This is a genomic window from Cellulomonas rhizosphaerae (genome assembly GCF_003470205.1).
Lineage (GTDB): Bacteria > Actinomycetota > Actinomycetes > Actinomycetales > Cellulomonadaceae > Cellulomonas > Cellulomonas rhizosphaerae.
Genome location: NZ_QWKP01000201.1, coordinates 1 through 14266, shown reverse-complemented (window position 1 = coordinate 14266; position 14266 = coordinate 1). Strand labels below are relative to the sequence as shown.

The following is a 14266-nucleotide window of genomic DNA, read 5'->3' as shown; positions in this document are numbered from 1 at the left end:
TGGTCTCGCTCTCGTGGGATCCGGCTACTTCGACGATGCCCACACTTGCAAAAAGCAAGTAGCCCTGTCAAGGGTGCGGCCCGAGTCATCCCGTCGGGACGACGGCGGTGACGAAGGCCGTCGCGAACGGTGCCAGGACGCTCAGCGCCGTGATCGGCGATCGCAGGACGCCCGTCCGGAGCCCGAGGTGGCCGAGGAACCGCTCGCGAGTCGCGACGTACTCGGCGGTGGGGACGCCGGTCGTCGGCTCCCCGAGCGCTCGATCGACCAGCCGCACCGCTTCGTTGCGCCAGGGCACGGCCAGCGGCGCGATCAAGGCAGCGGCGACGGCGGCGAAGAACGCCCCGTAGGCCAGGACGAACACTGCCGGTGCCTCCGCGTCGGTCGCGGCGCCGGACCCGAGTGCGGCGAGCCGCAGCGTCCCGGTGTTCAGGACCACGGTCGAGAGGACGACCGCGAAGGCGAGCGCCGACGCCTCGATCGTGCCCCAGGCTGTGCGCAGGGTTCCCGTCGCGGCCCGGACCGCGTCGGCGTCGACGTCGACGCTGCTCCCCGTCGCGTCCCAGCGCGGTGGCCCGACGTCGTCCACGGCACGGGCGACCCCGGCGTGCTTGTCGCGTGCGTGCCACACCAGCAGCGTCCACGGGGCCGCGGTGAGCCAGCCCAGCGCCAGGAGCGGGAAGACGACCGCACCGACGACGGGAGCGTCACCGAGGAAGGACGCACGGCTCGTCGCCGATCGGATGAACCACGTCGCGGCTGCCGCGACCGCGAGGTAGCACACGACGGCGGCGGCGCTCGTGGCGCCGGGCGTCCGGCGAAGGCGGCGAAGGCCGATGCGCAGGACCTCGCACCAGATCAGCGCGCTGACGATGGCCATCGCCGCCCAGATCGAGAACCACCGGCTCGTCAGGCAACCGTCGGCGGGCTCGTCGAGGCAGCTCTGGGAGCTGGTGGTGCTGTCGTAGACCTCGAGCAGCGTGAAGTACAGCGCTGCGGCGCCCCCGAGCAGCGCGACCTGGCCCCATCGTGCACGCGCCCAGCCGTTCATGAGCACCTCGAGAGTCGGCGACCCCCATGAGGAGCCTGCGTCAGGTGTCCGAAATACGTGTCGCGTCGACCGTCACGGGCCGATCACTTCAGCGGCCCCTCCCACGGGTAGCCCTGGTCGACGAACGCGCCGCGGATCGCCGCCTTGTCGCCCTCGACGTCGTCCTCGAGGACCTTCCGGCCGCTCTCGGTCTCGATGACGACCTTCGCGCCGCGCGGGTAGACCGCCGCCACCGTGCCCCGCTCGATCACCCGCTCGACCTGCCCGCGGCGACGCACCTGGATCTGCCCGGGCCCGATCTCCAGCACGGCGGAGCTGACGACGACCCACGCCGCGAACGCGAGCCCGGCTGCGAGCCCGAGCACCGGCCGTCCCCACACCAACCAGGCGTCGTCGAAAGAGCCGAGCAGCCGGATCGGCCCCTCGAACGGCACCCACGGCAGCTCGGCGGCCCAGCGGGCGAGCGGCGGCAGGATCGCGCCGACCGCGACGCCCCCGACGCCGAACAGCGCGAGGACCCAGGTGCGGCCGGCGCGGTCGAAGCCGCCGACCGTGCGGGTCGAGGGGTCCTCGGTCATCGCGACCACGCTACGCGCGACGAGGGGAGGGCGGCGGCATCCCGAGCTCGGCGACGTCACCGACCAGCGAGGAACGCATCCGTCTCGGAGTCCGGCATGAGCTCGCGGACCTCCTGGGCGCAGCGGCAGCCGGCGGCGATCTTGGCCGCCCACGCGAGCGCCTCCTCGCGGCTGGCCACCTCGACGACCGCGAACCCGCCGACGACCTCCTTGGTCTCCGGGTACGGGCCGTCGGTGACCACGCCGTCGGTCCCGACGACGCTCGCCCGCTGCCGTTCCAGGCCGCCGGCGAACACCCACACGCCGGCCTCGACGGCTTCCCGCATCACGGCGTGCGACTCCGCACCCACGGCGGGCCAGTCCTCGTCGGGGATGTGGTCCATCGCGCCGTCGTTGAACGAGATCAGGTACCGGGCCATGGTGTTGCCTCCTTGTCGGGCGGCCTCGCTGGCCGCTGCTCACCTTGTTCACGAACGGCCCGACTCTGATCGGACACCAGCAGTCAGAAACGGGCCGAGAAGCCGCCGTCGGTCTGGAGGAGCTGGCCCGAGACCCAGCGCCCCTCGGGGGAGACGAGGAACGAGACGATCGCCGCGATGTCCCCCGGAGTCCCCAGGCGCCCCAGCGGGTGGGCAGGGATCAGTGCCGCGCGCAGGTCGTCGTCGATCCATCCGGTGTCGATCGGCCCGGGGTTGACCACGTTGGCCGAGATCTGCCGCGGACCGAGCTCGCGCGCCGCCGAGATGACGATCCGGTCGAGCGCTCCCTTCGACGCCCCGTAGGGGAGGTTGCCCGTCGTGTGGTCGCTCGTGAGCGCCACGATCGCTCCGCCCTCGGGCGGTGCCTGCCGCGCGAAGGCGGCGATGAGCAGCAGGCTCGCGCGGGCGTTGATCGCCGTGTGCTGGTCGAAGCTCTCGGCCGTGGTGTCGAGGATGCCGCTCTCGACGTCGTGGGCGTGGCTGAGGACGAGCGCGTCGATCGGTCCTCGGTCGCGGACGACCGCGGCGACGAGCTCGTCAGGGCCCTCGGGCCTCGCCAGGTCGCACGGGTAGTCGACGTCCGTGAGGTCGCTCGTGACGACCTGCCAGCCGTCGGCGGTGAGCCGCGGGACGATCCCCGCGGCGATGCTGGTGGCGCGTGCGGCGCCCGTGATCAGTGCCAGTGGCATCCGGTCAACGTAGCGAAGACGGGCGAGCGATGGTCAGCCCGTACCCGCCGCCGACCGCAGGACGCCGTCGAGCATGCCCGCGTCGTCCGGTCCGAGGTCCGGCGTGAACCGCCACGACGTGCCCGTCCACGCGTCGGCGATGTGGTCGTCGGGCTCGAGCGGGAGCCGCAGGGACTCGCGGAACAGGGTGGAGACGAGCGGGCTGCCGTCCAGGACGGGGCTGTGCTCGCCGGTGAGCAGGACCTGGACGCCGGCCGAGGGGCCCTCGTCGACCAGGTGACGCACCCTCCCCACGGCGGCGTCGTCGAACGCCGTCGGGAAGTCGTGCACGACGAGGAGGCGGTCGGCCCGGTCGCCGTCGAGCGCGTCCATCGCGTTGCCGGAGCGGGCCATCTGCACCAGGTCGACCCGGCGCACGAGCGCGTCCAGCACCTCCCGGGCGGCCGCGGCCGACGTCGCCGCGGGCGTCGTCATGACGCGGCTCCCGGGCTGTGCGAGCGGGGTCAGGGCCGGTGCGAGGGCGCGGCCGAGGTCGATGACGAGAACCTCGAGCCCGCCCGCCGGGTAGGCCGCGAGCAGCCGCGTCACGAGAGAGCGGACGTTGCGCACGGCGACCCCGCCGGGGCCGGTCGCGGTGTCGATCCACAGGGCGCGCGGCAGCGGGAGCCCCAGGAGCATCGGCAGGCGCAGCCACGGGGCCTCGGCCACGTGCAGGTCGCCGACGCGGACGGCGGGTGCTGGCAGCGCCGGTGGGCGCCAGCCGCGCCAGGCCGACGAGGTCCACGGCGCCATGGCGGCCGGGAGGCGCGCCTCGTAGTCGCCGAGCTCGGCCGACAGCTGGCGCAGGTCGTCGTCGTGCCGCTCGCGGGCCCGACGGACGAGGTCGGCGTGCTCGCCCTCGGCCGCGGCGGCCGCCTGCTGATGGGCCGGGCCCGAGCGCAGCCGGGGGTCGGCGACGATCGCGGCGAGGGCCTCGTCGCGGCGACGGTCGGCGTAGTCGACGCTGGAGCGGAGCCCGGCGGTCGACCGCGCGGCGTCCTCGAAGATCGCGGACGCCTGCCGCAGGAGCCGCTCGCCGTCGGCGGTTCCCGGGGGCGGGGGCGGCGGTGGACCGGCGGGGGCCTGGTCCACCTCGAGCCCGTGCTCGGACAGCGCCTGCGCGAGGCCGCCGTCGTACCCCTGGCCGATCGCCCTGAGCTTCCACCCCGCGCCGCGCCGGTAGACCTCGACGGCGACGACGGCGTGCTCGCTGGTGAGCCCGGCCAGCGCGAACCGCGCTCGCTCGGCACCGTCGTCGCTGCGCAACACCGCAGTGATCTGCGGCAGGTCGCCGAGCGGCGGTCGGTGCGCGTCGACACTGATCAGGCAGAGCGCGGCGTGCACGCGCGCCGGGATCGCCGCGAGGTCGAGCCGCACGCGCGCGGGTGTCCCCGGCTCGAGCGTTGCGCCTGGTGCCGCAGGCGCGTCGGAGAAGACGAAGTCGCCCGACGAGGCTGCCCGACGCCCCTCGTCGACGAGCAGCACCGAGACGTCGCACCCGGCGACCGACGAGCCCGCGACCTCGAGGAGCGCGCCGGCGTGCGGCCACGGGACGTTCTGCCCCTTCGCGAGCTCGAGCGAGCTCAACCCAGGTACCGGGCGAGAGACGGGATCGCGTCCATGGGAGTGCGCGCCTGCATGCCCTCGCCCACCGCCTGCAGCTTCCACGCCGAGCCCTGTCGGTACACCCGCGCCATGAGGATGGCCGTGAACGGCATCCCACCCGCCAGCGTGTAGCGCGCGAGCTCGGCCCCGTTCGTGTGGTCGACCAGCCGGCAGAAGGCGTTCTGCACCTGCTCGAACGTGTGGCCCTCGTAGGAGGTCACGACGAGCATCACGCTCGTGACGTGCACCGGAACGCGGGTCAGGTCGATGAGGATCGTCTCGTCGTCGCCGTCTCCCTCGCCCGTCCGGTTGTCGCCCGTGTGCTGCACGGACCCGTCCCGGGTGCGGAGCTGGTTGAAGAACGCGACGTCGACGGGGTCGGACCCGGCGAACAGGATCGCGGAGGCGTCGAGATCGATCTCCACCTCGCGGCTGCCGAACATGCCCTTCTTGCGGACCGGGTCCCACCCCAGGCCCATCCGGATCATGGTGAGCGCGACGCCGCCGTCCTTGGTCAGCGTGACCTTCTGGCCCTTCGACAGGCTCACCGGGCGCGACTTGGTCAGCTGGACCTCGCTGGGTGCGGGGGCGGGAGCAGGCGCAGGCGCGGGAGGCGGCGGTACGGGTGCCGGGGCCGCCGGTGCCGCTGCATCCTCGACCGACACCCCGTGGTCGGTGATGAGGTCCGCGAGCCCGCCCGCATAGCCCTGCCCGACGGCCCGCACCTTCCACGCCCCGGCGCGGCGGTACAGCTCGACCGCGACGACGATGCTCTCCGTCGCGAGATCGGTCATGGCGAAGCTGACCAGCGGGTTCCCGGCCTCGTCAGCCACGCGCGCGACCGGCTGGCCCACCCGACCGAACGTCGAGGTCGCGTCGTCGAGGCTGGTGACGACCCGGACCGCGTGGATGTCGGCGGGGACGGCTACGAGGTCGACCTCGACCCGCCACGGCTGCCCGGCCGCCGGCTGCAGGCAGCGGACGCCGGGGCCGGTGGGCTGGTTGTAGAAGACGAAGTCGGCGTCGGAGCGGACCTTCCCGCTCTCCGTCACGAGCAGCGCCGAGAGGTCCACGGGTGCCGGGACGTCGACCGTGAGCGTGACGCGGGTCGCGGGCAACGGGGCGTTCGCGCCCTTGGTGAGCTCGTCCACTGAGGTCCCTTCCGGAGGCCGGGCCGAGGGCGCCCCCGGTCAGGGGGAATCTACCGATGCCGGGGGCGCCTGGGGCCGGGTTCGCGGCCCGATCTCGCCCGGGACACGATCAGCGTCCCGGGCCGGGCTCCCTCACGCGTGCTCGTCGACCGAGCGCGAGCTGCTCAGGGACAGCGATCCGGCGCCGACGGCCAGGCCGACGACGACGGCGAGCGAGACGAAGACGATGCGCTCACCGTGGAAGAACGACGCCACGAGGTCGCTGCCCCACACGCCGTCCGGCAGCACGGTCGTCACGAGCACGGCGATGAGCGTGCCGACGATCGCCGTCCCGACGCTCGACCCGACCTCCTGCGCGGTGTCGTTCAGGGCGGCGCCGAGCGAGGTGCGGTTCTCGGGCACGGCCTCGACGAGGGCGACCGCGCAGATCGTCATCACCGTGCGGAGGCCGAACGTGAACGTGACCATGAAGAACGCGATGGCGAGGTAGCCGTGCTCGACGCCCCAGGCCATCCCGACGAGCGACCCGGCGAGGAAGGCGGCGCCGACGAGGCACGCGACCCGGTGGCCGAACCGCTTGGCGAGTGCCTCCGAGAGCGGCGTCGCGACGATCATCGTGACGATCAGGGGCAGGTTGGCCAGGCCGGCACGCACCGGGCTCCACCCGTACGCGTACTGGAAGTGCAGGATCAGGCCGAACATGACGCCGGCCATGGCGATCGAGGTGCCGAGCTGGGCGATGCTCGCACCCCGGACGATCCCGTTGCGGAACAGCGTCAGGTCGAGCATCGGCTCCGGAGTGCGCTTCTCGTGCCAGACGAAGGTCGCGAGCGCGAGGACCGCGCCCAGGCCTGAGGCCCAGGTCCAGGCCGACGTCCAGCCGTGCTCGACGCCGCTCGTCGCGGTGTAGCAGGCGAGGCCGATCGTGGTGATGCTGAGCAGCGAGCCGGGCAGGTCGAGCCGGTCGGTCGTGAGGCCGGCGGGGTCGTCGGCCGCGACGCCTTTGCGCACGCCGAGCCAGGCGATGAGCGCGATGGGCGCGTTGACCAGCAGCAGCCACTGCCAGCCGACGTGCGCGAGCGCGGTGCCGCCGAGCAGCGGCCCGAGGATGAAGCCGCTCATGCCGACGACGATCATCACGGTCATGGCGCGCATCCGGAGCTCCTGCGAGTCGAACAGGCGGAACACCAGCGAGTTCGTGATCGGCGCCATGGCGGCCGCGGCGATGCCGAGCGCCGCCCGCAGCGCGATGAGCTCGCCCGAGGTGGAGACGCCGACGACGAGGAGGCTGATGAGGCCGAACGCCGCGAGCCCGTACAGCAGCACGCGGCGGCGGCCGATCCGGTCGGCCGCCGATCCCGCGGTCAGCAGCAGCCCGCCGAACGTGAGCGAGTACGCGCCCGTGACCCACTGGAGCGAAGTGGTGCCGGCGCCGAGGTCCCGGCCGATCGTCGGCAGCGCGATCGTGAGCAGGGTGTTGTCCACCATCTCGACGAAGAACGCGAGGCAGAGCGCGGCCATCGGGATCCAGGCCGCACGCAGGGACGGGTAGGTCCGCGCGGGTGAGGGAGCGGTGAGTGTGGTCATGAGGAGTCCTTGCTAGAACGGTGTTCGTTCATCGAACGTTGTTCTATACGCTAGAACGACGTTCGGTAGAGTGCAACCATGACGACCGACGACGAAGTGAGTGATGCGTCACGCGGGCCCGCCGATCTGGTCCGCCGCCGCGGTGGCGGTCGGAAGTCGAGCGGCCGGCAGCGCTCGTCGCACTCCCTCGACGCCGTCGTCTCCGAGGCGGTCGCCCTGCTCGACGAGGGCGGCGAGGCGGCCCTGACGTTCCGCGCGCTTGCCGCGCGGCTCGGCGGCGGGGTCGGCAGCATCTACTGGTACGTCTCGAGCAAGGACGAGCTCCTCGAGCGCGCCGCCGACCACGTGCTCGGCGGTGTCCTCACCGCGACTGCGCACCTCGGGCAGGGCGAGGACCCCATCGCGGAGGTCCGCGAGCTCGCGATCGCGTTCTACGCCGCGACCGTGAACCGCCCCTGGCTCGGCGCCTACTTCCTGCAGGACACGGGCACGCAGGTCAACGGGCTGATGTTCTTCGACCGGGTCGGCCGTGAGCTCATGCGTCTGGACCTGACGCCGCGGCAGAGGCTCGACGCCGTCTCGGCCGTCATGGCGTACGTCGTCGGCGTCGCGGCCGACCGCGGGCAGGACCCGCCGCCGGAGGTCCGGGACGGGCGCGTGCCCGTGGACGAGTTCGTCTCGGAGTTCCGTGCCAGCATCCGCGCGATGGACTCCCGCGCCTTCCCGTTCCTGCACCACATCGCCGACGAGTTCGCTGCGCACGACGACGCCGAGCAGTTCCGCGCCGGTCTCGACCTGCTGCTCGCGGGCCTCCGCCTGCAGTCCGGACGGTAGGCCGACCGAGGGTTGTGCGCCCGGATGCTTGCCCCGGGACGGCCCGGACCACCACGATGTGGCTCCGGCAGCACGGCGCCGGCACCCCGACCTTCGGAGCGTCCACATGTCGCAGCACCCCGTTCCCGCCCGTCCGACCGCCGCCTTCGTCGGCGCATCCTGGGTCGCGCTGATCATCGCCCTCGGAGCGTTCGCCATCGGACTGTGGAACGCGGAGCTCGTGCCCTCGGAGAAGGGGTTCCTGGGCACCCTCCTGCTGCTCGGGCTGTTCGCCGCGATCTCGGTGCAGAAGTCGGTCCGCGACCGCGCGGAGGGCGTCCCCGTGACCGGGATCTTCCTCGGACTGGCCTGGGCCATGGTCCTGACATCGCTCGTGCTGGTGGCGGTCGCACTGGGCAACGCGCCGCTCGAGCTCTCGGAGAAGGGCTTCTTCGGGCTGGGCTTCGCGATGGCATTGTTCGCCGTAGTGGCCGTGCAGAAGAACGTGCGCGACCTGGCCGCCGCCGGGCCCGCGCCCGCTGCCGCCGCGGAGGCGGACCCGGCCGCGACCGTCTGGCACTGACGGCGCAGGTCCCCGCAAGCGCCCTTCGTCAGGGACACTGGGTGGCAACACCACCCGCTTCGACGAGGAGTCATCGTGCCTGAGGGGACTGTCCGCTGGTTCGACGCCGAGCGAGGGTTCGGCTTTCTCGCCCTCGGGGACGAGGCCGAAGACCTGTTCGTGCACGCGTCCGAGATCGTCGGCGGCGACGGCATGAAGCAGCTCCGCGAGGGGCAGACCGTCGAGTTCGAGATCGGCGAGGGCGACCGCGGCCCGCAGGCGCGCCGCGTCCGGGTCACGGGCGACCTGGCCGCGGACGCGCCGCTCGGCGTGCTCGGCACGGTCACCTGGTACGAGCCCACCAAGGGCTACGGATTCATCACGCCCGACGGCGGTCGCGGCGAGATCTTCGTGCACAGCTCGGCCATCGTCGGCGGCGGCGTGATCGCCGAGGGCCAGCGGGTCGCGTTCCTCGTCGTCGACGGCGAGAAGGGCCCGCAGGCCGACCACCTGCTGCCGCTCGGTGCCGAGGCCGCCCGGCAGGCGTCCGACGGCGCGGACGGCACCGTCTCCTGGTGGGACGACGTCAAGGGCTTCGGTTTCGTCGTCCCCGACTCCGGCAGCGACGACGTCTTCGTGCACGTCAAAGAGCTGACCCGGGGACTGACCGAGCTGTCCGAGGGTGACCGCGTGACCTACGACGTCGCCACGGGTGACCGGGGGCCGCTCGGGCGCAACGTGCAGGTCGTCGGCGGCTCGAGGTCGGATCGCCGGCCGGCCCGGCCGGCGTCCTCCGGCGGTTCCGCGCGCGGTGGCGAGGGTGTCGTCGCGCGCTACGACGCGGAGCGCGGGTTCGGCTTCATCACCCCGGACGCCGGGGGCGAGGACCTGTTCGTACACGTGTCGGTCGTGCGCGGTGCCGAGGCGCTCGAGGAGGGCGACCGCGTCCGGTTCAAGGTGCGCCAGAGCGACCGCGGACCGCAGGCGGACGGCGTCGAGCGGGTGTGAGCCCGGTTCTCCGCTGAGCGAACACCAGGAATGGCGGCGCGTCGCCGCTGGTTCGGACAGGCAGCACCCGATGCTCGCCTTCTGACGAGCAGCCGCCGAGCGAGACGAGGAGTCCGCACATGACCGTCGCCACCTTCGACCAGCCCACGTCGACCGCTCACCTCACCCGCCAGGACCGCTGCGACCGCTGCGGCGCCCAGGCCTTCGTCAAGGCCACGCTCGCGACCGGCGACGGCATGGAGCTGCTCTTCTGCGGCCACCACTTCCGGGCGCACGAGCAGAAGCTCGTCGCGGCCGGCGCCACGATCCTGGACGAGCGCCACCGCATCGACGAGCAGCCTGCCGAGCGGGTCTGAGTCAATTCAGGTGCGCGCGCCCGGTGCTCGTCGGGCATGCTGACCGCCGTGGACCCCTACCTCCGGTCCGAGCGCGTGACGCTGCGCCAGTTCGGCGCCGACGATGCCGAGCTCCTCGTCGAGCTCGACAGCGATCCCGCGGTCATGCGGTACCTCTCCGGAGGCGTCCCGACCCCGCCCGAGATGTACCGCGACGGCATGGCGAACCTGCTCGCCGGCTACGAGCGGTGGTCCGGTCTGTTCGGGCTCTTCGCGGCGTACGAGAACGACGGCGGCGCGTTCATCGGGTGGTTCTGCCTGCGCCCTCGGCGTGAGGGGCCACTGGACGAGGCCGAGCTCGGCTACCGGCTGCGGCAGGCGGCGTGGGGCAAGGGCTATGCCACGGAGGTCTCGTCGGCCCTGCTCACGAGGGCGTTCGCCGAGCTCGAGGTCCGGATGGTCTGGGGCGAGACGATGGCCCTGAACGTGCCGTCGCAGCACGTGATGGAGAAGGTCGGCATGACGGTCGTCGAGGACCTGCCGACCCCCGAGGACATGATGGCGGTCGAGGGATCCGAGCTCGGCGGCTACCGCTACGAGATCACGCGGGAGCAGTGGGTCGCGCTCCAGCACTGATCCGGTGCCGCCCTGACCTGCGGGCGGCACCGGACCAGCCCGTGATCAGGGCGCCATGATCGCGTCGATGATGCCCTGCTGGGTCACCGTCGCGGAGCTCCGGTCGAACAGCGCGAACCCGTACTGGCCGTTGTAGCCGTTGTCCCAGTAGGCGGTGGCCGCGCCGTACTTCTTCGCCGTGGCGACCAGGGTCCGCGCGTAGTCGGCGCGGTACTTGTTGTTCGTCGAGTCGAAGGTGGTCTTGTCGATCGAGCCGTACTCGCCGACGAACACGGGGTAGCCCTTGACCGTGAACGCGTCGTAGGTCTTCTTCAGCTGCGCGTCCATGAAGTCCTGCTGGCCCCACGTCGACTTCTTCGACGCGTCGGTCGCGTTCGGGCCCCACTGCGTGATCGCGCCGCTCTCGGTGCCCGTGAAGTCCCACGGGTCGTAGTAGTGCACCGAGATCATGATCCGACGCTCGGCACTGGGGACGGCCGCCGACCGGTACTGGTCGGTCGGGATGACGAAGCCGTAGCTCCCGGTCGTGTAGTCGATGTTGGTGTTCCAGCCCGGCACGAGCAGCCACCGGGAGGTGTTGTTGCCGCCGGTCTGGCGCACCGTGTCGACGAACGTCTGGTTGTACGCGTTGATGTTGGAGTAGCACGGCTGGGTGGGGGTGCCGTACTGCCCGTCGAAGTTCTCGTTCATCGACTCGAGGATCAGGCGGCCGTCGTAGCCCTTGAACGTCGACGCCACCTGCTGCCAGACCTTCTGGTACTTGGCCTTGATCGCGTCCTGCCCGGACGCGTCGCAGATGAGCCACGAGCCGCTGACGCCCTTGTAGCCGTCGCCGTGCATGTTGATGATCACGTGCAGCCCGCGGTCGTAGGCCAGGTTGACGACCGCCTGGATCCGGCTGAGCCACGCGGCATCGACGGTGTAGCTCGGTGCCGAGCCGATCTTGCCCAGGTGGGAGACCGGGATGCGGATCGTCGTGAAGCCCGACGCCTTGACGCGGTCGATCAGCGCCGACGTGATGACCGGGTTGCCCCAGGCCGTCTCGCTGGGCACCCCGTTGATGTTGGCCTCGAGCTGGTTGCCGAGGTTCCAGCCCTTGCCCAGGTCGGCGACGAGCTGGGCGGCGGTGCCCGTGACCGGGCCGGTGGTGGGGGTCGGTGTCGGGGTCGGCGACGCGGTGGGGGTCGGGGTCGGCGTCGGTGTGGGCGTCGGCGAGCTCGTCGGGGTGACCGGGGCGCCGGTGCACGCGACGCCGTTGAGCGTGAAGGCCCTCGGCACGGGATTCGTCGAGGTGTACGCGCCGTTGAAGCCGAACGACGCGGTGCCGTTCGTGGCGATGTTCCCGTTCCACCCGGCGTTGCGGACGGACACCGCCGCACCCGACTGGGTGACGGCGCCGTTCCACAGCTGGGAGACGGTCTGGCCGGCCGCGAAGGAGAAGCGGAGGTCCCACCCGGAGACGGGGTCACCCAGGTTGGTCACCTTGACGTCGGCACCGAAGCCGCCCGGCCACTGGTTGGTGACCGTGTAGTCGACGCGGCACCCGGCGGCGGCGCTCGCCTGCCCGGTGACGGCGATCGAGCCGGTGACGGCGATGAGGGCCGCCGCGGTCGCGGTCAGCACCTTGCGTAGTGAGAACACGGGGGGTCCCTCTCAGGGCGGAGCGGCCGTAGACGACCTTGGCGACGGAACGCCCAGCCCACCATCCCGACGCCGCCCGCGCAGCCGTGCGAAACGATTCGCACTCCGCTTCGTCCTGCGGCCGGGTGCGCGTGACCAGCGCGTCAGTCGCGCTTCGCGGCTCCCCAGCCGTGCCAGTGCTCCACCTCGACCCGGACGCTCACGCGGGGGCGGTCACGGACCGGGTAGGGGTCGCCGCCGTAGTGCGTCGAGAGGCGGTCGATGTCCACGAGGTCGACGTCGTCGCGGATGTCGACCACGCGGCCCTGGAGGCTGACGTGGGTGTACCAGTCGCCTTCGGCGAGGGCGGTGAGCGAGACGCGCGGGTCGGCCCGCAGGTGCTTGAGCCGCGCGCGTCCGGCGTCGAGATTGAGGAGCACTCGACCGTCGTCCTCGAGCAGGTACCAGGTCGCCACGGTCACGGGATGGCCGTCGGGGTGGATGGTCGCCATCACCGCAGGGTTCGGCGCTGCGAGCAGCGCGATGACGTCGGCGGGAAGCGGGAGGTTGGGCACGGTCGATCTCCGATCTGGCAGGTGGCTCTTTCGAGGGTGCCGGTCGCGGCCGGCCGATCGCTCAGCGCCCGGATGGTCCGTCGGGGGTGCGCACCGCGTGGCGGACGTAGACCACGCCGTTGTCGAACCGCCGGTGGTCGAGCAGCTCCAGGTCGAGGCGGACGCCCCGGGGCAGCGCGGGCTTGCCGCCGCCCACGAGCACCGGGCACAGCAGCAGCACGCACTCGTCGACGAGCCCGTGCCGGAACGCCTCGGCCCCGAGGGTCGCGCCGCCGATGCTGAGGTCCGCGTCGGACTCCTCCTTGAGCCGTCGGACGGCCTCGGGGTCGAACTGCCGCTCGATCCTCGTGCGCGCCGTCGACACCTCGTCGAGGGTCGTCGAGTAGACGACCTTGTCGGCGTTGCGCCAGATCGCGGCGTACTCCTGGACGACGGCCGGTTCGCCCGTCAGCCGCTCGTCGTCCTCCCAGACGCGCATGGTCTCGTACATGCGCCGGCCGTACAGCGACGTGCCGATGGCCCGCTCGTGCTCGTTCCAGAACGCGTGCACGGCCTCGTCGGGAACCGACCAGTCGAACGCGCCGGTCTCGTCCTCGAGGTAGCCGTCGAGCGAGGTGTTGGCCGCGTAGATCAGCTTGCCCATGAGTGCCTCCTGCGTGATTGTCAGGTGATCGTCGAGCCGGACCGGACGAAGCTCTTGCCGAGGAAGAAGATGCTCCGGGTCTTGCCCGTCCAGAAGCTCGCGCCCGTGTTCTTGGTGACCTTCGAGCGGGTGATCGTGAGCGTCCCGGTCCGGTCGTTGCTCACGTAGAAGACGCCCGGGCCGCCCTCGGGCGCGCGGTTGCGCTGGATGGTCGAGCGGTCGACGGTCACGGCCTGCTTGGTGCCGTCGAAGTACACGGCCCCGCCGTTGCCGCCCTTGCCCGACGATGCGCCGCTGCCCGTCGCGACGTTGTCGGTCAGGGTGCTGCGGCTCAGCAGCATCGGTGCCTGCAGCGAGGAGACGGCGCCGCCGTTCGCGCAGCGGTTGCGCACGAACGTCGAGTCGACGAGCTTCGACCGGACGCGCTGCCCGACGAGCCGGACCGCCCCGCCGCCGGCGTCGGAGTCGGCCTTGATGCAGCGGTTGTCACGGAAGGTGACGCGCTGCACGGTCAGGTGCCCGCCGCGCATCGCGATCGCGCCGCCGCCGCGCAGGTTCTCGAGCCGGTGGCCCTTGAAGGTCGGCGCCTTGGCCGCGTTGCCCTTCTGCATGACGAGGTTCTTCACGACGATGTGCGGGGTCGTCTGCGTGTCGCAGTGCGCGTCGAGCCAGCCGAACGACTCCTGGCACGTGTTGGCGTAGAGGATCGGTCGCTTGTTCGCGCCGGACAGGACGACCTTGCCTCCGCCGTCCAGCACGAGTCGCTTGACGACCTTGGCCGACGGGTCCGCCCACGGGTGCTTGCAGGTGGTCGTGTTGCACACGACGAGCGTGCGATCGAGGACGATCGTGACGCGCTCGGGGCCGCACCGGAACTTCACGGTGCCGCCGCCGC

General features: G+C 72.0%; 16 protein-coding genes. 5 read left to right on the top strand and 11 right to left on the bottom strand.

Annotation, left to right across the window (positions count from 1 at the left end):
- Positions 1-85: 85 nt before the first annotated feature.
- The 7 genes from D1825_RS11190 to D1825_RS11160 form a co-directional block, all read right to left on the bottom strand.
- Positions 86-1051: a hypothetical protein gene (locus tag D1825_RS11190; RefSeq protein WP_118767507.1), complete on the bottom strand. Its 966-nt coding sequence runs from the start codon at positions 1049-1051 to the stop codon at positions 86-88.
- Positions 1052-1134: 83 nt separating this feature from the next.
- Positions 1135-1629, bottom strand: a complete 495-nt coding sequence (locus D1825_RS11185; protein WP_138067590.1) for a YqeB family protein — start codon at positions 1627-1629, stop codon at positions 1135-1137.
- 56 nt (positions 1630-1685) lie between these two features.
- On the bottom strand, positions 1686-2048 hold the full coding sequence (locus tag D1825_RS11180) for a YciI family protein (RefSeq protein WP_118767505.1): 363 nt from the start codon (positions 2046-2048) through the stop codon (positions 1686-1688).
- An 83-nt stretch (positions 2049-2131) separates the two neighbouring features.
- Entirely contained in the window at positions 2132-2797 is a 666-nt protein-coding gene (locus tag D1825_RS11175; RefSeq protein WP_118767504.1) for an SDR family oxidoreductase, read from the bottom strand.
- A gap of 33 nt (positions 2798-2830) precedes the next feature.
- Complete coding sequence (locus tag D1825_RS11170) at positions 2831-4423, bottom strand: TerD family protein (RefSeq protein ID WP_118767503.1); 1593 nt, start codon at positions 4421-4423, stop codon at positions 2831-2833.
- Positions 4420-5592 (bottom strand): TerD family protein, encoded by a 1173-nt coding sequence (locus D1825_RS11165; RefSeq protein WP_118767502.1) that lies wholly within the window; start codon positions 5590-5592, stop codon positions 4420-4422. The genes D1825_RS11170 and D1825_RS11165 overlap by 4 nt, the downstream gene beginning before the upstream one ends.
- Before the next feature lie 132 nt (positions 5593-5724).
- Positions 5725-7179, bottom strand: coding sequence for an MFS transporter (locus tag D1825_RS11160; protein ID WP_118767501.1), 1455 nt, complete (start codon positions 7177-7179; stop codon positions 5725-5727).
- A gap of 78 nt (positions 7180-7257) precedes the next feature.
- Here D1825_RS11160 and D1825_RS11155 point away from each other — a divergent pair, with 78 nt between their 5' ends.
- The 5 genes from D1825_RS11155 to D1825_RS11135 all read left to right on the top strand — a co-directional run bounded on the left by D1825_RS11155 (position 7258) and on the right by D1825_RS11135 (position 10533).
- Positions 7258-8013 carry a TetR/AcrR family transcriptional regulator gene (locus D1825_RS11155; protein ID WP_118767500.1) on the top strand — a complete coding sequence of 252 codons (756 nt, stop codon included), beginning with the start codon at positions 7258-7260 and terminating at the stop codon, positions 8011-8013.
- 106 nt (positions 8014-8119) lie between these two features.
- Entirely contained in the window at positions 8120-8575 is a 456-nt protein-coding gene (yiaA, locus tag D1825_RS11150; protein ID WP_118767499.1) for an inner membrane protein YiaA, read from the top strand.
- Positions 8576-8650: 75 nt separating this feature from the next.
- Positions 8651-9562 (top strand): cold-shock protein, encoded by a 912-nt coding sequence (locus tag D1825_RS18765; RefSeq protein WP_118767498.1) that lies wholly within the window; start codon positions 8651-8653, stop codon positions 9560-9562.
- A 119-nt stretch (positions 9563-9681) separates the two neighbouring features.
- Positions 9682-9918, top strand: a complete 237-nt coding sequence (locus D1825_RS11140; protein WP_118767497.1) for a DUF7455 domain-containing protein — start codon at positions 9682-9684, stop codon at positions 9916-9918.
- Between the two features lie 48 nt (positions 9919-9966).
- The gene (locus tag D1825_RS11135) at positions 9967-10533 is read left to right on the top strand and encodes a GNAT family N-acetyltransferase (protein ID WP_118767536.1); all 567 of its coding nucleotides are present in this window, start codon (positions 9967-9969) and stop codon (positions 10531-10533) included.
- 45 nt (positions 10534-10578) lie between these two features.
- Here the strand turns inward: D1825_RS11135 and D1825_RS11130 are convergent, their stop codons facing one another.
- From D1825_RS11130 to D1825_RS11115, 4 genes are all read right to left on the bottom strand, one after another.
- On the bottom strand, positions 10579-12174 hold the full coding sequence (locus D1825_RS11130) for a cellulase family glycosylhydrolase (RefSeq protein ID WP_199721571.1): 1596 nt from the start codon (positions 12172-12174) through the stop codon (positions 10579-10581).
- 143 nt (positions 12175-12317) lie between these two features.
- Complete coding sequence (locus D1825_RS11125; protein ID WP_118767496.1) at positions 12318-12728, bottom strand: TIGR03618 family F420-dependent PPOX class oxidoreductase; 411 nt, start codon at positions 12726-12728, stop codon at positions 12318-12320.
- A gap of 61 nt (positions 12729-12789) precedes the next feature.
- Positions 12790-13371, bottom strand: coding sequence for a dihydrofolate reductase family protein (locus D1825_RS11120; RefSeq protein WP_118767495.1), 582 nt, complete (start codon positions 13369-13371; stop codon positions 12790-12792).
- Between the two features lie 20 nt (positions 13372-13391).
- Positions 13392-14266: right-handed parallel beta-helix repeat-containing protein (locus D1825_RS11115; protein ID WP_118767494.1), on the bottom strand; the 875-nt coding region annotated here is incomplete at its 5' end.